Below are 18953 nucleotides of genomic sequence, written 5' to 3' on the forward strand. Positions count from 1 at the left end.
ATAGGGTGATGAGACAGCTTCCCCACTTCCCCACTTCCCCACTTCCCCACTTCCCCACTTCCCCACTTCCCCACTTCCCCTTTCCCTTGATTACCAAAATTATGAGTCAAAAAATTGCCTTTTTAGGATTAGGAGTGATGGGAGCGCCGATGACGGTTAATCTTGTCCGTCGAGGTTTTGCTGTCAATGCTTGGAATCGTACCCCAGAGGGGCCGGGGATAACCATTGCCGGGGCAGCTGGTGCGAACATTCGTTCTAGTATCGCCGCCGCCGTCAGGGATGCCGAGATTGTCTTTACCTGCGTCGGGGATGTGCCTGACGTGGAAGCGGTAATTTTAGGACCGGGGGGTGTCATGGAATCGGCAGCGGTGGGAACTCTGGTGGTGGATATGAGTACCATTGGCTCTCAAGCCGCTAGGATGATTGGTAAAAAGCTAGAGGAAAATAATCTCCGTTTTCTCGATGCTCCCGTCTCTGGGGGCGATATTGGGGCGAAAAACGGCACTTTAACTATTATGGTGGGAGGGAAAGAAGCGGATTTTCAGACTTGTCTGCCCTGTTTTCAAGCCATGGGCAAAACTATTCGCTGGTGTGGCGAAATCGGCAACGGACAAGCGGTAAAACTCTGTAATCAAGTCTTGGGGGCGGTTCACATGGTGGCGCTGTGTGAGGCTCTAAAAATGGCAAAAATTCAAGGATTAGACCCCAATTTAGTCATAGAAGTCTGTAAAACGGGGGCGGCGGGTTCTTGGGCTTTAGAAAATTTGGGACCAAAAATCCTCGCCCAAGATTTACAGCCAGCTTTTATGATTGAACATATTTTAAAAGATTTGCGATTAGTCAAAGAAACTGCCCAGACAGCCGGGGAAATTCTGCCCGGGACAGATTTAGCGGAAGCTTTATTTAAAGTAGTAGCGGAATTGGACGAAGGCAAGGGAATTAAACAGGGAACCCAAGCGATGATTCGCGCCTACGATTAAGCATTTTGTTGGCGATAAATATCATCGGTACGGGCAGCCATGATGAAATCATTTTGATGTAATCCCCCCACGTCATGGGTCCACCAAGAAACGGTAACTTTACCCCATTCTGTCAATAAAGCTGGGTGATGGCCTTCTTTTTCCGCCGCTTCTCCCACGGCATTAGTAAAGGCAATTGCCCCTTGAAAATTGGCAAATTTATAGAGTTTTTGCAGACGGGGAATACCCTCGTATTCTAAGAGATTCCAATCGGGAATTTTAGCCTGTAAAGCGGTAATTTCCTCGGCAGTGATAGGAGAAGAACCCGATTGATAAGGTTGACATTTTTGTTGAGCAAGTTCGGTCATAGGGGTATCAATCTAGATTTTTTAAGTAAGTAGTTATAATTAAATTGAAGATAGATTTTGCCTCTGATCCCCCCTGCCCCCCTTGATAAGGGGGGTGCCGATAGGCGGGGGCATCCCCCCTGCCCCCCTTGATAAGGGGGGTATCTGACAACTTTTAACACCTACCTACTTACCTTTATTATAGATGAAAATCCCCCAGAGAAATTTTCTATTCTTCCTCTGACTCTGGAGAACTTACCCAAGGAGTAGAAGATTCGGCAGCTTTCGGGAAAGAAAAAGATTTTTTCGGAGGAGAAGGCAATAATTCCAATTGTCGATTACCGGTTTTATAGCTAGTTTTATTTTTCTGCTCTCCCCGTCGTCGTTGGGAGGTTTTTTCCTCTGTCGTATTTTCGGCTATCACTTCATACAAAATCGCCCGTTTATCCTCTTGTTGGCCTTTTCTTAAAACCCGTCCTAAACGCTGAATATATTCCCTAGTGGAACCGGTTCCCGATAAAATAATCGCGATGCGTGCTTCCGGCACATCAACCCCTTCATTAAGAACATGGGAAGTCACCAGAATTTTGTATTCTCCCTGACGAAAACGGGTCAGGATTTCATGGCGTTCTTTCACGGGAGTTTGATGGGTTATGGCAGGTATTAAAAAGCTCTCGGAAATGCGGTAAACTGTGGCATTATCGTTGGTAAAAATTAAAATTGGTTCCGGATGGTGTTCACAGATTAACTCGGCTAAAACCCGCAATTTTCCCTGGGTTCCAGAGGATATTTCCTTCGACTCCCGGTGCGCTAACATGGCGCGGCGCCCTTCGCTACTTCTGGCACTAATCATGACAAAATTTTGCCAACCATCTAAACCAGACAAACTGAGATTATTTCTTCTTAAAAAATCATTGCGAATTTTAATTGCTTCTTGATATTTTTCCTGTTCTTTGGCAGATAGTTTCACTTTAATTTGAATTATTTCATGATCAGCTAGGGCTTTTCCTGACAAGTCTTGGGGACTTTTTTGATAAACAATTGCACCAATAAGATAATCTAAATCCTGATGACTACCATCACCCCGATCCGGTGTTGCTGTTAAGCCTAAACGATAGGGTGCGATCGAATCTTCCGCTATTTTCCGAAAGAAATCCGATGGTAAATGATGACATTCATCAAAAATCAAAAAAGCGTAACGATTGCCAAGAGTTTCTGAATAAATTGCCGCACTTTGATAGGTGGCGATTAAAATAGCACTATTATCCTTAGAACCTCCCCCTAATAATCCCACCTCGGCATCGGGAAAAGCCGCCAACATCTGGGCATACCACTGGTGCATTAAATCAATAGTCGGCACGATAATTAAGGTGCTGCGGGGAGTCGATTGTAGAGCTAATTGGGCAAGATAGGTTTTACCGGCAGCGGTGGGAAGGACGATAACACCCCTTCTCTGGGATTTTTTCCAAGCGATTAACGCTTCCGTTTGGTGGGGGTAGGGTTCCCGTTCAAAACTGGCAATTAATTCTAAATTGTTGAAAGCTTTTGCTTCATCTTGGAAGTTAATGCCCTCCTCCTGTAGGGTTTCCACGAGAGGACGATAATGAATGGCCAAAATGCGAAATCTTTCAATACGATCATCCCAAGTGGCAAAATCTAGCCATTTTTTCCCTTTTGGTGGTGGATGGAGAATTAAGGTTCCTCGCTCATATTTGAGGGTGGGTAAGCGCATTTTTCAGTTATCAGTAAACAGTAAACAGTTATCAGTAAACAGAACGTAGGTTGGGTTGAAGCATGAAACCCAACGCCCGCTCATGTTACGCTACCGCTAACCCATCCTACAAATAATTGTGCCTCCCTACTTATCAGTAAACAGTAAACAGTAAACAGTAAACAGTATAAGTGAACTGAAAACTTACATCTGATAACTGATAACTGATAACTGATAACTGATTCAAGGCTGACGGCGGCAAGATAGCTTATCGTTAGATCATATTGATCGGGCTAAAAAAATAGAGTGTGAATTAACACACTCTCAGCATATCGAAACAGCTAAAGTTTGGCAATAGATTAAATCTTTTCGGTTAGCTTAGTCAGAACGCGATTGGAACGTTCCACAAAAGCTTGCATTCCCTCGGCATCAAATCCTTTTTGAGCGATTAAAGCCAAATCATAAACGTGCTGACAGAGCATTTTCGCTAATTGCGCCGATGGAGATTCGCCACTACCAGTAACAATACTTCCCTGACTAATCTGGATAATTTGTTGAATGAGGGGATGATTAGTATTAATCATCAGAATATGTTCTTCGGGGAAAGCCATGGCTTTTTGTTGCATCATTGCCGTCATTTCCTGTAAGCGTCGCATCGCTTCTGGAAGTAAGACAATTGCCGGGGGAGTACCTTGGGGATCATCGGATTTCAAGGCTTCAGTTTTGATATTGATGCGGGAATTATCGAGAGCTTTGGCGAAGATTTCTTTGATCAATTCAGCCCTGGTTTTATTACTACCGGGATCGATAATTTCACTAGCTTGATCCTGTTCGAGCAGCGTCGAGTCTAATTCAGAATCAACCCGGGTGAATTTCACATCGGAGTATTCTCTTTCTAGGAAAGGAATAAAGTAATTAGTATCGATGAAAGAATCAAAGAAGAGGATCTCTAACCCTTGATTTTTGTAGAGTTCAACGTAGGTGGATTGGCTCCGAGGATCGGTACAGTAAAAAACTCGATTTTCGTGGCGTTCTTTATGGCGTTCCAGGTAGGCTTTGAGAGTAGTATAACCTTCCTGTTCGATCGCTTCTAGGGGAGTTTTCGCCGTTGCTTCTTGCCATGCGTCACCTTCGGCGGTTTGTACTTCCACTTGTACCGCAGTTTCTGGGGTTTTGTAGGTAGTGCGATAGATTAAAATATCTTCTACCTGCTGTTTAAATTTATCCTCTTTTAAGGAACCAAATTTAATAAAAGTTCCCACATCTTCCCAACAACGAATATATTCTTTTGCGTCTTCGTTGTAGAGAGATTTGAGGCGATCAGCAATTTTTTTGGCAATAAAATCGGCAATACGGCGAACGGTGCGATCTTTGGTTAAAGCACTTCGAGACACATTTAAAGGAATATCTGGACTATCGATAACTCCTCGCAAGGGGATCAGGAAATCGGGAATAATTTCCTCACAATGATCGCTGACAAAAACCTGGTTACAGAATAACTTTAATTGTCCTTTTGAGACATCTACATCCGGTCTGAGTTTGGGAAAATAAAGAATGCCATTGAGCAGGAAAGGATAATCGGTATTCAGATGTACCCAGAGTAAAGGTTCTTCTTGGAAAGGATAGAGATAACGATAGAATTCTAGGTAGTCTTCTTTCGTCAGATTTTGAGGAGATTCTTTCCATAAAGCCCGTTGTTGATTAATCACTTCCCCATCAATTTTAATGGGAACGGGCATAAAATCTGAGTAGGTTTTGACTAACTGGCGAATGCGGGCAGGTTCTAAATATTCCCCTTCCTCATCCATTAAAGTTAGGGTGATAGTGGTGCCGATTTGGCTGCGGGAAGAATCGGTTAATTCAAACTCTGGAGAACCATCACAGCACCAATGGACAGGGGTAGCACCTTCCTGATAGGAAAGAGTATCAATTTCTACCTTTTTAGCCACCATAAAAGCCGAGTAAAAACCTAGGCCAAAATGACCGATTAAATCGTTGGCTGATTTTTGGTATTTATTGATAAATTCTTCCGCACTGGAAAAGGCAACTTGGTTAATATATTTCTTGATTTCTTCCGCCGTCATCCCGATCCCATTATCGGTAATTGATAGGGTACGATTTTCTTTATCGATGGCGAGATTAATTTCTGGTTCGGGGACTTCTCCTCTCGCTTCTCCTGCTAAGGAAGCCATTTTTAATTTCGAGATGGCATCAACACTATTAGATATCAATTCCCGCAGAAAAATTTCATGGTCAGTGTAGAGAGACTTTTTGATAATAGGGAAGATATTCTCGGTATGAATCGTGATATTGCCTTTTTCGAGTACCGTCATACGTTCAATCACTAAGGGTTTGACTATTCTAACTTTTTTATTTTGCTCGATAATGGCACCATTGATCACAGAGCGATTGCCCAACTTCCTCTAGGGTGATAACCGTACCGATAAAGGGATTTAACGGCAGCGGGGCGATTTATAGAACTCGAACGCAAAAATCGCGGTTATTGATGACTTTTTGACTTTTGCAAGCGGTTGGTTGAGATTTGCCGATTGAGCCAGAATTGCAGTAGCTCTACTTTTCACTTTGCAGATATCCCTCAATCAAAATATCGGGATTGAGATAATTAACCGTGACATTTTCTAACTGTAAAGCTTGGCTCATTAGCTGGAAACCTAAATCACCCACGGCAGTAGGTGCATTAATTCCCCCGATGATCTTGGGCGCAATAAAAGCGATAATTTTTTGTACCATGCCCTCAGCGATCGCGGCTGCACTTAAACCACCACCGCACTCCCACAAAACCTGACAAAATCCCCTCTGATAGAGATTTTCCATCACTAAAGTGGGTGTCACCTCGGTTAGTTCGATCACTTCCACGCCTTTTATTAATAATTGTTGCTGAAGCTTGACATTAGAATCAATTTGTGTATAGACAAGGGTGGGAAATTGACTGGTGTCCCAAAGATGAGCGGAGGGTGGTAAATCGAGCGATCGAGTCATGACCACGCGCAGGGGATTATGATCAGAGAGGCCGTGAGTGGTGAGGTGGGGATTATCTTGACGGACAGTGCTACCGCCGACGATAATCGCATCACAGGCCGATCGCAATTGATGGACTATTTGGCGAGAAGCGGGGCTAGTAATCCAAGTGCTATGACCGGTAGTAGCGGCAATTTTGCCATCGAGAGTCATGGCATATTTGAGAATACCGAAGGGTTTTTTAGCGGTGATGCGATGGATAAAACCCTGATTGAGTTGACGACATTCGGACTCCTCCACTCCCACCAGCGTCTCGATGCCTGCCGATGCTAGTCTTTGAATGCCTTTCCCCGCCACCAGGGGATTAGGATCGATCATCCCTACCACCACTTTTTTAATGCCTGCTTGCACAATTGCCTCGCTACAGGGGGGAGTATGTCCATAGTGGTTACAGGGTTCAAGATTGACGTATAAAGTGGCACCACGGGCTTTTTCTGCTGCCTGTCTCAGGGCGAAAACTTCTGCATGGGGTTGTCCGGCCTCTGGGTGAAAACCTTCGCCGATAATTGTACCCTCTTGAACGATCACAGAACCGACTAAGGGATTAGGAGAAGTCCGCCCCAAGGCTTGCCTAGCAAGGGTTAGACATCTTTGCATCATTGTGCGATCGAATTCCGTTGCCCGGGCCATGGTTGATTTCTCCAAAGGAGGGGAGACTTTATCAGTGATCAGTAAACAGTAATCGGTGATCAGTGGGAATTATAAATTATAAATTATAAATTATGAATTATGAATTGGGAGATGGGGGAGCGGGGAGAAAAAAGCTGACGGCTGATGGCTGATAGCTAAAAATATGCGTCCCATGTTTGCCTCTTTTGGAATTGCGATCACCAAAACTTCGTTGACATTTGTTTCTAAATATGCTGTAAAAGCGGGCATTCCTGAGAAGTTAAAGCTGAAAAAAACCGCCGTGGCCGTGTCGAATACGCGCAATATCAGTAAGGCTAGTATGAAGCTTAATGACGCTTTATCGCGCATGGAAGTTAATCCCGAAACCTACGAAGTGCGTACTTACGGGGAATTATTAATCTGTGAACCCGCTACGGTTTTACCCATAGACCAACGCTATTTCCTATTTTGAATTCTGGTTTTTTTAAAACCCTATTTTTTGGGTGTTTTGGAATGCAGGAAGCTAAAGGATAGGCGGTTAAAATCCGTCTTAGCGGATTCTTTAAAAAATAAGACTAAGTATTAAACCAAATGCACTACCGAATAAGGTAATGATCATCAAAATAATGCTAGTAAAGGTTTTACTATAGCCTCTTTCTTGAAAATCGTTCATTACTTGCTGGGCTAAGTGATACACCCCGAAAGAGAAGTAGAACGTAGCAAAAGCGAATAAAGTTGCGAGAAAAAATCCGATCAATAAGCCGACAAATCCGCCTATAAATCCTCCTGACAAAATACCAATTAATAGCCCGATAAGATAAAGAATTTTTTCGGATAGGGCTTCTATACTGGGAGTAATCGAAAATACTTGAAGAGGATATTTATTAATAAAATAGACACTGGCTAATGCGGCTCCTAATGCACCAATAAAATTTTTATTTTTTCTATCCTGAGTTGTTCCCCCGTATCCTCCAACGGCGGCAAGGCTAGAATTAAATAATAAGGAATTAGGATCAAAGTGTTTCCCAAAAACTTGATTTAAGTAATTTCCTAATAAGTTTATAAAAATCGCACCGACAATCGCAGCAACATTATTGCTGAGTCTGTATCTTTGTTTTCTAAGTATCCATTCTCCTAAATCGCCAAGCCAAGTTAAGAAACCAATCGAGATAATAATTAACCAATAGGGTTGAGTTGCTAATTTCATTGTCCAATAAATTGCGATCTCCTTTGTTAGTGATATTCCTACAAAAATCGCACTAATTGTAATTATTAAAAATGTCAGAAAATAAAGAGGGATAAAGGTTATTGTTGGGAAAATCAACCATTTTTGCTCACGTTCTGATAATTTGTTTGTAAAGTAAGAAGTGATTATGTCAATATTAAAAAGTTTAGACATTATCAAAATTGGGGTGATAGCTAAACTGCCTAAAACTACGATATTTAAAAAGCTAAAGCAAAAAAATGAAATTAATTCTCTCAATAATAAAAGAGGATTTTGGGTGAGTATTATTTCTGTAAACGTGAAAGAAAAGTTGTTATCTTGACCGATAATAAACAATAAGATGACAGGAATTATAAATGTAACGAGAATTGCTGGATGAGAAATATTATTGGGATTTTTGATAAATTTTTTAAGTTGTCTAGAAAGTTGACTTGTTTTAATTTTATGGATTAAGTATTGCCCATCTTCTTGAAAATCAAATTTATGAAATAAAAGTTTAATATCATTCCATGTTTTTTTCAACAATTCTATTTTGTTTGTATCAGGCTCAACGATCAATTGAAAATTTTCAAAAATCTGACTTAATAAAACACGAATTTCTTGAACTAGGTATATAACATGAATTTGTTTAGTTGTATTCAATTCAATGTTATTATCTGATTTTTTTATGTCTATAACTTCTCCTGAGTTCATAATCTCATTTTCTATATTTAATGTTAATGGTGGCGTGAAAATTTTATCTGGACTAACATTAAAACGAATATAAGAACTATCAAGAATTGGATAGGTCTCTTGCTCACCGATAAATGCCCGCATCCAACAGGCATCACTAGCAGCTAAAATAATTTCTTCAGGCTTGTATAATTCTTCAAGTTCCTCCTTTCTTTGCATTATTGCTACCGCTTCAGTTGTTTTACCTTGCTTTGAGTAAATATTATAAAGATTATTGAGTGTTTCAATCAGTTTTTCGTGAGTTCTCCCTAAGAGTTTTTCTTGTTGCTCTAAAAAATTTAGCAAAATAGACTCAACTTGATAATCTGCCCTTACACAAGCATAATAGAGATCCATATAAGTTTTTCCATCTTGATTATTAGCAATAAGACAACTGATTTTAAAATTAATTTTGTAATAAACATGAGAACTAGGAAAAAAGAATAATAAGGAGCCATCTAAATCATCAGTCCATATATTAAGGCTTGGTATGGGAAAAAAAGGCAAGGCAGATTGTCTCGATTCATCAATAAATATTTCTCGTTTATAATATAAGCGTTGATTAAGATAGAGCTTAAAATTTAGGAACCCAGGCCCAATCATCCAAAAATTAATATACGGATTAATTTGAGGAATTTCCCAAAAATGCAAACTTTTTTCGATTAAAGTATCCTGCTTATCAGAAATAAATTCCCATGAATATCCTGATTCTTCACAAAAAGTTTTAATGAGTTTTTCGGATACTTTTTCAACAGTAAAAGCAATAAAATTATCTTCTTTTAATATTTCTTGATTAAAAAAATGAGCGTTAATTGAGGATTCAAACAATATAATTATTCTTTCGTTATTTTTTTGTAAGTAGTGATAAACAACTTCGTTTTTATCTTTATCGTACCCCAATAGAATATAGTAGTTATTTGAACTATTTTTTTCAATAGCCTCTTGTGATGATAAAAATAAATTTATTTTTTCAGGAAAAACTGATGGAGTGATAACTTCAAATAAATGGTATTGTTCTCTATCTAAGTTTCTCCCAATTACATCTCCAATAATTATATTTTTATTATTTGGTGAAAAAAGGATAAGGCTGACGTGATTTTCTAATTTAAAAGCAGTAGTTCTATTCGTAAAAAGAATAATTTGTCCATTTTGTGAGGCGGAAAGAGTTGTTAAAACTCCGTCTATAAATTTTGTCTTTATAAAAGTGACAGGAGACTGATGTAAAAGAAGTGATGAAAATTTCTCCCCATTTCCCAATCTATAATACTCAATTTTACCGTTTTCAAAACCAAGCACTAAAATTTTATTGTCATCTGAAAGAGAAAAGCTAGTATAAGAATTATTCTCAAGAATAGGAATAGGATTTTTATTAATTAAATCAAAGTAACGCAATCCTCTTTCATAGTTATATCCGCCATCAAGAAAATCATTTTCTAATTTAGGCGTAATAACAAATTTTGCATCATTTGATAAAATTATTTTTTTCCAAAAATATTCATCATTTTTTTTAATTTCTGGTAGTAAGCTATAACCAAGTGAAGTGATTTCGTTAGCTTTTAAATCGTGCAATTGAAAACATCTTCTTTTTGTTTCCCTTAAAGCCCATTGACCATTTTGGCTGACGGCTCTATAAATAAAAGGAGGATTGGGTTGTTTTTCTGTATTTTCTGCGAAAATTTGCGCTAAAAACCATTCATCAAAAGTATTGTCTTCATAAACAAAAATTAACCAGAGTTGATTAACACTTTTGGCAACAGCACTAATAGCAATATTTTTTCTTCGATATTTAAAAGGACTTAATTTTAAGGTATTAAATTGTTGACCTGTTACCGAATCTGCAACAATTAAAAGATTAGGGTCTTGACGAAAAAGAACCCATGCCCCATCAAGAGTAATGGCAATTTTATAATTAAAATCAAATCCTACAGATGCCATAGTTCAATACCTCCATTATTACCTTTTAGAATAAACCATTGAAAGTCTGGAGTTATATCATCTGGAACAATATAACTGGGTATATTAATGTTAATCTTTGTGATAGGAAGAGTTCTAAGTTTTCGCAAATTGGTTATTTTTTTATTGACTAATAAGTAAACTAATCGCTGGAATAAATTATTATAACTATAATATTTAAAGCTACAATTTAGTTTGATAAGATCATCTTCAGAGTTTTTTTCAAGATAAGAGTATTTAAAATGTAGTGAAGGAAACTCATCAAATATGTCAGAAAAAAATTTATTTATTTTATCTATTTTTTCATCCTCATCTTCTATTTTTGGAAAGCTAAAATATGTAATAGTTTTTTTAAGAAAATTAATCACTCTCACCCATTTTTTATCTAAAATATCATAGTCTTTCATTAAATAATTTTTTAGGTTGACTTTATAAACGCCCATACTGGTTATTAAAAAAAGTAAGGATTTTGATGAGTGTAATTTAAAACGCTTAATTGAAGGAATATTATTTACACGAATAATTAATTGAAGACGACCTTTCACTAAATCCCATATCTTGATATATTCACCCTGTCTAACAATTAACCAACGATTATTATCTTCAATAGCCAGCGTATCAATTTCTTTTTCATTGTCAATATCAATCCAAATCCAGCTTAAGTGATTAAGATAACTTGAAGTTCGATTATTTGGATCGATTTTCTCATGATAACCAGGAACACATGATTTAATATTAATACTTCTAAAATCTAATATTTGTAAAAAATATTTTTCTAAATCAACTACATATAAACTAAACCAACCTCCAAAATTTTCATTACGGCTAAAAGTAAGATATTTTGCGTTTAAACTTAGCGCAAGACAATCACATTCATCATCATCTCTGTAGCCATTATAAGCAGTAGATCTAGCTAACGGAAAGCAAAGCACCGAACTATTTTCGTCTAAATTCCATAGCTCAAATACGGAAATCGCTATGCCTGCCCCAATAGGTTGTGACTTTCTAGATGAAACAGTTCCGACCCAATTTCCATCAGGACTAATTGTTATTAAGTTAAACTGAGTTCTTTCTATTATCTCTTTTTCAACAATAATATTATTTATAATTTGTTGCTTTTTATTTTTTCCATCTTCCTCATCTTCAACTGAGTCAAAGTTATAAAAATTAGAGGCAATAACTCGATAAGTTTCTCTGATAGTAAAATCTTTAATTAAGACTCCTGTTTTTAGATTCCACTGTTCGACTAAACCATTGCGTACCGTTACAGCAAATTTACCATCATCACTAATTGCCATTGCATGAAAAATATTACCCCCTGCGATAGTCCTCACTAAAGAATCTTGAGGTGAAACCATTTCAACTTTTATTGGTTTTAACCAAGCATATTCCCGCCAATCTTTAACCTGCTCTAAAAAAGGCTTTAGCTTCGGTTCATCAATCTTCATCAATTTACCTAACAACTGCCCTGGCAATTGATATTTATCCTGTTGTAAAACATTTGCCGACTGCTCAACTGCTCTAAAAATTAACTCTAAAACTCGTCTGTCTTCATTGGAGAAAACAAGCTGAGACTCCAACGCCAAACGATAATCTTCAATTAATGATTGAACCTCTTTTTTTCGGGATAACTTGTAGTCAAGAAACATGAAATCCGTCAAAATTTCATACAAATCCTCTACCGCCTCTCCTTTTGTCAAATGAAAAGGCAAATCCAACATCGTATCTAAATCTTCTGGCAAGAAATCTTCAAACTCATTCATGGTGGCGTTTTTTCATCTCCTTTCTCTTTTTCCAAAGGTTAGAATCAACTTGAGAAATATTCCTATGAATTTCCTGAAATGTTACTGGATAATCATTCTCTGTAAGTCCATGTAAAAAATCTTGGTAACTTGAGTGATAGATGCCGTAACGCTTTTCATTATCTTTCATGATTTCATGTAAGAATTGTCTCCATTTTAATAAAATGTCCTGAACCGTTAAAGGACTTTCCCTAGAATAATCACAAACTTTACGCTGAGAAACAGCTTGTTTAACTGCGGCTAAAACAATTACAATCCTAATCTTTTCAACAGGTAAAGGATCATCTGTCATTCCCATTCGTCGCCAGTGAAACATATAATAACTTTGTAGGCCTTTTGGAAATTGTTCTAGTGTTAAATCCTTATATTCCCCTTTTTCTATATCTGAGAGAACGTAGCGGAGATACATAAAATTATTTTCACTTTTATTACTAATTTTATTAGTAAAATCTGCAACTGTTTCCTTTCTTTCTAGTATTTGAAGACGTAATTTTTCGCTTTTTTTAACTCGATTTTGAATATAAGTTCTAACATCTCGTTCACTATCAGCTTGATATTTATCATCAAGTAAATTTAACGACTGAGAAGGAGTATAAACTGTCATCGGAACATCAACACCTCTCCGTAAAGTTAGAATAAAATAAACTCCATTCGGTAAATGAGACGGCAAAAAAAGGATATTTGAAACACCTCGATAACTAGATTGATCTACCTCATCTAAAGCATCAACAACAATAATAATCGGATTTTCACTTTCTTTTTGAACAGACTCATTTAACAATCGTTCTAGAAATTTTCCATCCTGTGTCGCATTAGTTGGTAATGAGTGATAGTCCAACTGATAACGCTCAATTAACTGATTACAAATACTTTCAAGAAACTGTTCAGTACGATTCAGACCTTCTAGGACACTATTAAAATAAGCAATACAGCTAGTATTCTGAACATACTTAGCCAAGATTGCACTTTTACCCTGTCCAGGATCACCAATAACCGTAAAATAACCCTTAGAATTACTCGTAATAAATGAATTAATTTCATTAAATACATATTCACGACCAACAAAATCCTCAGTTTTATCGGCAATCAAAGTCTGAAATTGAGGAGGTATTTTATTAATTTCATCACGGTTTTGTTTGACCTGCTCCGTAACAGGCGGCTTCAGTCAATAAAAATTCTGAGTAACCGTTACATTAGAACCTGCTTCTGCAATAAATCCAAGATTCTTAATGATTTTAATTGCTTGAGCTTGCTTGTCGAGGTTTTGCTTGGCTACGGTTTCTGCTAATTGCTTAAATACTCCATCTTTTTCAATTAATGTCGCCATCATTTGTATCGGCTGTGCCAGAGCGTCTGTATTATCTTCCGAAGACGCTTCTAATTGTTTAAGCGTGTCAGGTGACTTTTGAGCCAATTGTTTTTTGATTTGCTCAACACTTTCCTCGACAATAACTTCCCCTGTTTTATTGAAAATACCAACTAAGACAAGAGCAACTATTCCTGCAAGGGTAAATGGCTCCATAGCGATTAGCCTAAATTATAAATTTGGATAACTATAATAGAGGGAGCATCCCATTTAGGCAATAAGTACAAATGCTGTGGCAATTGCCTGATTGAGATAAGCACAACGTAACTTTAAAAGCTGGAGGTTTTATTTAACAAAGTACAGAGAAATATTATAGGGCTGTCCTTCCCATTTCAATCCATAGCTTTGTAGGGTGCGTTCCCTGAAAACATGACAATTTCAAGGTTAACCAATATTTGGGAACGCACCACCCCTACCATTCATGGATTTGATTGTGGACTGCCTGTTTTAATACTAAATCCGCTTATTGAAAACTGATTATAGCGTTTCCCATTCACAAAAGGTACATTCTCGATCTTGAAAAGCTTAATTAGCAAAGGTTTAAGTGTGCCGTACAGGTACGAGAACCGCTATATTTAGGGTTGGCTGAAAAAGTTTTTCGTGGGGACAGGGTATGGGCTTCGACGGTGAGACTTCGGTGTGAGCTTGTCGAATCCGTCGAACCGCCAGGGTCAACTACCTAATTTTCAGAGAAAAAGTACCTGAATTTTACCCCCGATCACTCCCATATCCGGTACTTTTTGATTTCCAAAAAGTCTAAAAGTCTTACCCAACAGGGGTTTTAGATTTATTCAGCCAGCCCTAGTTAGTAATTTTGCTGCTACCCCATCAAGATCGATTTTTTCCGCTAAGTAGTCGGACATAAATTCTGTTGTCTATCTTAAGAAATGTGAATTGCCGCAATTCTTACTGACTCCGTTCGGCTGATCTCACGGCCGAAGCCTGAGTGTTCGTGTTAGTAAGCTTGTCGAACCACTGAGCATTCGACAAAAGCTCACGCCGAAGTCTCACCGTCGAAGCCTGAATACTGAATACTGACGACCGATAGCTAAAAAGCTGATCACTTCTCTACTATTATTATTTTAAAGTGAAACGTATCAGAGGATACAGAAATCTCAAATAAAAAAAAACAAAGATCGAAAAACATTGACTACTCACACATCAAGATAAATCCCTAGGCGTTTGGTCTTCTGAAATGATTGACCTCTGTTCCTAGGATTTAGCGGTTGAACGGACATAATTGCTCGGTAATTATTTTCAAAAGTAATGAATCGACCTACTAACTCAACAAAGTAAACGAATTAACGATGAAACGAATTGCTCGAAAATCTGGGGAACTTGTCGGTTTATTACCGAAAATTAACCCTGTCTGGTTAGCCTGTGTTCCCTTGTCTGCGATTATTTTTGTGATTTGGAACACGGCCGTACAGGCCCAAGATGCGAAACCCTTAACCCCCGAAGATGTCCAAAACGCCCTCAATACAATCTGGGTTTTAATTGCCGCCATCCTCGTGATCTTTATGAATGCGGGTTTTGCGATGCTAGAAACGGGATTCTGTCGTCAGAAAAACGCCGTTAACGTTCTGGCCAAAAACCTGATCGTTTTCGCCCTCTCCACCATATCATTTTGGGCGATCGGTTTCTCCCTGATGTTTGGGTCTGTCAGTAACGAATTTTTCGGTACAGGAGGCTGGTTCCTTAGCAGTAGCGATCCCGCCACCTACGTTATGCCTGCCTCCTTGCCCACCTCAGTATTCTTCCTGTTCCAAGTAGCTTTCGCGGGAACGGCGGCAACCATTGTATCTGGGGCGGTGGCAGAACGGATTAAATTCGTCGATTTCCTCGTTTTTAGCTTAATTATCGTCGGTATCATGTACCCGATCACCGGTCACTGGGTTTGGGGTGGCGGTTGGTTAGCTGACCTTGGTTTTAAAGACTTCGCTGGTTCGACGGTGGTCCACTCGGTGGGTGGTTGGTCTGCTTTAACCGGGGCGGCAATTCTCGGCCCGAGAATGGGTAAATACATCAACGGTCGCACCAGTGCCTTACCCGGCCATAACATGAGTATCGCGACCTTGGGTTGTTTAATTCTCTGGATTGGCTGGTTCGGTTTTAACCCCGGCTCTACTTTGGCAGTTAATGAAACTGTACCCTATATCGCTGTCACCACTAACCTCGCCGGGGCTGCAGGTGGCATTGCCGCTACCTTTACCGCTTGGGCGAAAGATGGTAAACCTGACCTTTCGATGATTATTAACGGTATTCTGGCCGGTTTAGTAGCCATTACTGCCGGTTGTGATGGTGTTTCCTATTGGTCGGCGGCAATCATCGGTTTAATTGCCGGTGTAGTCGTGGTTTACTCGGTGTCTTTCTTCGATAACCTGAAAATTGATGACCCCGTGGGTGCAACTTCCGTTCACCTCGTCTGTGGTGTGTTTGGAACTTTAGCCGTCGGTATCTTCAACAAAGATGCGGGTTTAATCACCGGTCAATTCCAACTGTTTATTAACCAAATTATCGGAATTGTGGCAGTAGGGGCATTTACCGTGATTGTCAGTGGTATTGTTTGGACAATCCTTAAGGCTACCCTCGGTATTCGTGTTACTCCCGAAGAAGAAATGGAAGGTTTGGATGTGGGTGAACACGGAATGGAAGCCTATAGCGGTTTCGTCAAGGAGTCCGATATCGTTACTGGTGGCTATTATGCTTCCAGTGTTGACATGGAAACGCCCAGCAGTCGTTAGGGTGAACCTTGTAAAGATAGATTAATTTACCCCGAAAAAAGTTAAAGAGAAAAGGAAGAAGGCCTCGCCCCGATGCGATCGGTGGCTATAATTGCCTTCTAAACCTTTTCTCTTTCGGTTTTTGTCTCTTTCCGGACAGAAAAAATTAATCTTGCTACTAGGCACCAACCGTCAATGAAAAAGATCGTAGGAATAACCATGCTTTTGCTGGGACTGGGATTCAATTTCGGAGTTGCCCCGGTTTTTGCGGAAACCGTCGCCGCCGCTCCCCCCAATCCGATTAGTGCTGGAGATACAGCTTGGATGCTGATCTCCTCAGCTTTAGTTTTATTAATGACCCCCGGACTGGCTTTTTTTTATGGGGGTTTAGTACGTTCGCGTAACGTCCTCAACACCATGATGATGAGTTTGGTAGCCATGGGCGTAATTGGTGTAACTTGGGTGCTTTGGGGTTATAGTCTCGCTTTTGATGTCACCCCGGGTAAAAGTGGTTTTGGTGAAGGGATTGAAGCTTTTATCGGTGGTCTGGATTGGATTTTTCTCAACGGAGTCACCGCCGCCGCACCTGACAATATCGGTTATGCACCCACCGTTCCCCATCAAGTGTTTATGGTCTATCAGATGATGTTCGCCATCATCACCCCGGCTTTAATTTCGGGGGCGATCGTAGAACGGGTTAACTTTAAAGCCTATTTTTGGTTTTTACTGCTTTGGTCCACCTTGATCTATTCTCCCCTAGCTCACTGGGTTTGGGGTAAGGGTTGGTTAGCAGCCACTGGGGCGCTGGATTTCGCCGGTGGAACCGTTGTTCACGTTAGTTCTGGGATTTCCGCATTGGTGGCCGCTTGGGTAATCGGTCCGCGGCGTAGTTTTGGAACTCAAACCTATGCACCCCATAATGTGCCGTTTGTTCTCCTCGGTATCGGTTTACTCTGGTTTGGTTGGTTTGGTTTTAATGGGGGTAGCGCACTTTCCTCTAGTTCCCTAGCCACCACAGCTTTTGTTAATACCACGATCGCCGCTTCGGCTGGTGGTTTGACATGGATGTTTATAGAATGGATTTTACGCGGTAAACCGACGGCGATCGGTATTGCTAGTGGATTTTTGGGGGGATTAGTGGGTATAACTCCCGCTGCCGGCTATGTGCTGCCGATTGGGGCGATTCTCATTGGTTCGATCACTGCCCTTAGTTGTTTTTTTGCGGTTAGTCTCCGAGCAAAATTGCGCTTTGATGACTCTTTGGATACCTATCCCGTCCATGGTGTGGGTGGGACAATAGGGGCAATCCTTACGGGGGTTTTTGCGACTAAATCGGTTAATTCCTTCGGTAATGACGGTTTACTATTTGGCAACCCCGGCTTAGTTTGGACGCAATTTGTTGGCGTTGCCGCTACTTATATCTTTGCTGCCGTGGGTACTTTTGTCATCCTGAAAGTTCTCAGTTTATTCATGGATTTGCGGGTTAAACCGAATACGGAAGCAGAAGGTTTGGATGTGCCTCAACACGGAGAGGAAGCCTACGGACAGGAATTCGAGTTTGGTAGCAGCTTTTCCTACCAAGAAAATCCTCCGACCACAAATCCTCGAGAAAATTATTAGCGATTCAATCGGCTATCAGTCCGGCTAACAGAGGCGAAATTTCGTCTCTGTGGAACTTGGCTGAACAATCAAAAAAAAAGAACGGGTCTGCTTCTAGATGATACTAAATCTGGTTATTAAAAACTGATTATTTATTCCCCCTTTTGCCTCTTGCCTCTTGCCTTTCCTGATATGTAGCCTATACTCAACGGATTTAGTATGAGATGAGGTTTCAAGCCCTCACACATTGCGCCAATACCAGCGAGTAACATCGGTTAAAAACTGTTTGACTCTGGGAGGAGGGGTTATTTTTAATCCTAGCCATTGATAGGTAAGTTCTCCTACTACATGATATTTCTTAGAGATGTTCATATTTGTCGGTAACTCCATTCCCCAGCGTTTAAAACTAGCGGCGCAATTTTCTGTGATTTCACCGCGACTGGTGCTTTCCCCATACACGGCTATATTCTTGTCCACAATTAATTGTCTTTCTCCCACTAACTTTGTAATTCTGAAACTATCCATTTCCTTAGCAACAAATGGTCGATCAGGAAAACTTTCAAAAACTCTTCTCAAAGCTTTTACTTTTATGAATTGATGAGACCAGAGATCCGGGAGAGTATCTGCTTGAGAAAATACCGTTTCTCGTAAAACAACTTGCTTTTTAGGGGTGAGAATCTTGACTCCTTCTTGAATAAATTTGTCGCTTTTAAAGTAATACCAATTCTCCAAAATGTGACTACAGATAGGCTAGAATATCATATTAGTAGAGTTAAAGGAAAAATATGGCAGGAGTTTATAAGATAGAAATATCTGAAAGTGAAGCAGAACTCAAGGAACTGCTTAGAAAAGAAAAAACTGGTTCAGGAAAAGAAAGAATACAAGTATTGTACTTGTTAAAGACAAAAA

General features: G+C 39.6%; 12 protein-coding genes and 1 pseudogene. 4 read left to right on the plus strand and 9 right to left on the minus strand.

Features of this window, described 5'->3' with window-relative positions:
- Positions 1-101: 101 nt before the first annotated feature.
- A complete protein-coding gene (locus tag IM507_RS01420; protein ID WP_287636378.1) occupies positions 102-980 on the plus strand; it encodes an NAD(P)-dependent oxidoreductase in 879 nt (292 codons plus the stop codon).
- On the opposite strand, the gene IM507_RS01425 is transcribed toward IM507_RS01420, so the two are convergent.
- From IM507_RS01425 to ribD, 4 genes are all read right to left on the minus strand, one after another.
- Positions 977-1327, minus strand: a complete 351-nt coding sequence (locus tag IM507_RS01425; protein WP_002744294.1) for a 4a-hydroxytetrahydrobiopterin dehydratase — start codon at positions 1325-1327, stop codon at positions 977-979. The two genes, IM507_RS01420 and IM507_RS01425, sit on opposite strands and share 4 nt — an antisense overlap.
- Positions 1328-1535: 208 nt before the next feature.
- Complete coding sequence (locus tag IM507_RS01430; protein WP_012266720.1) at positions 1536-3038, minus strand: DEAD/DEAH box helicase; 1503 nt, start codon at positions 3036-3038, stop codon at positions 1536-1538.
- A gap of 338 nt (positions 3039-3376) precedes the next feature.
- Positions 3377-5350: a molecular chaperone HtpG gene (gene htpG / locus IM507_RS01435; protein WP_069474728.1), complete on the minus strand. Its 1974-nt coding sequence runs from the start codon at positions 5348-5350 to the stop codon at positions 3377-3379.
- Between the two features lie 238 nt (positions 5351-5588).
- Entirely contained in the window at positions 5589-6686 is a 1098-nt protein-coding gene (ribD, locus tag IM507_RS01440; protein WP_287636379.1) for a bifunctional diaminohydroxyphosphoribosylaminopyrimidine deaminase/5-amino-6-(5-phosphoribosylamino)uracil reductase RibD, read from the minus strand.
- 163 nt (positions 6687-6849) lie between these two features.
- Here ribD and ureC point away from each other — a divergent pair.
- Positions 6850-7137 (plus strand): annotated as a pseudogene (ureC, locus tag IM507_RS01445) (urease subunit alpha); the annotation flags it as partial.
- A gap of 90 nt (positions 7138-7227) precedes the next feature.
- Here ureC and IM507_RS01450 read toward each other — a convergent pair.
- The 4 genes from IM507_RS01450 to IM507_RS01465 form a co-directional block, all read right to left on the minus strand.
- Positions 7228-10536 carry a DUF3110 domain-containing protein gene (locus IM507_RS01450; protein ID WP_123230164.1) on the minus strand — a complete coding sequence of 1103 codons (3309 nt, stop codon included), beginning with the start codon at positions 10534-10536 and terminating at the stop codon, positions 7228-7230.
- Complete coding sequence (locus IM507_RS01455; RefSeq protein WP_123230163.1) at positions 10524-12317, minus strand: hypothetical protein; 1794 nt, start codon at positions 12315-12317, stop codon at positions 10524-10526. Before IM507_RS01455 ends, IM507_RS01450 begins: the two co-directional genes overlap by 13 nt.
- Complete coding sequence (locus IM507_RS01460) at positions 12310-13446, minus strand: P-loop domain-containing protein (protein WP_002733963.1); 1137 nt, start codon at positions 13444-13446, stop codon at positions 12310-12312. Before IM507_RS01460 ends, IM507_RS01455 begins: the two co-directional genes overlap by 8 nt.
- A gap of 75 nt (positions 13447-13521) precedes the next feature.
- Positions 13522-13878, minus strand: coding sequence for a hypothetical protein (locus IM507_RS01465; RefSeq protein ID WP_002733541.1), 357 nt, complete (start codon positions 13876-13878; stop codon positions 13522-13524).
- A gap of 1151 nt (positions 13879-15029) precedes the next feature.
- Between IM507_RS01465 and IM507_RS01470 the strand changes: the two genes are divergently transcribed.
- Together IM507_RS01470 and IM507_RS01475 are read left to right on the plus strand one after the other, a co-directional pair.
- Positions 15030-16466: an ammonium transporter gene (locus tag IM507_RS01470; protein ID WP_002733249.1), complete on the plus strand. Its 1437-nt coding sequence runs from the start codon at positions 15030-15032 to the stop codon at positions 16464-16466.
- Between the two features lie 174 nt (positions 16467-16640).
- On the plus strand, positions 16641-18065 hold the full coding sequence (locus IM507_RS01475) for an ammonium transporter (protein ID WP_287636380.1): 1425 nt from the start codon (positions 16641-16643) through the stop codon (positions 18063-18065).
- 219 nt (positions 18066-18284) lie between these two features.
- Here the strand turns inward: IM507_RS01475 and IM507_RS01480 are convergent, their stop codons facing one another.
- Positions 18285-18776 (minus strand): hypothetical protein, encoded by a 492-nt coding sequence (locus IM507_RS01480; protein WP_242028803.1) that lies wholly within the window; start codon positions 18774-18776, stop codon positions 18285-18287.
- Positions 18777-18953 lie beyond the last annotated feature (177 nt).

Source organism: Microcystis sp. M20BS1 (genome assembly GCF_020245305.1).
GTDB classification, from domain to species: domain Bacteria; phylum Cyanobacteriota; class Cyanobacteriia; order Cyanobacteriales; family Microcystaceae; genus Microcystis; species Microcystis ichthyoblabe_A.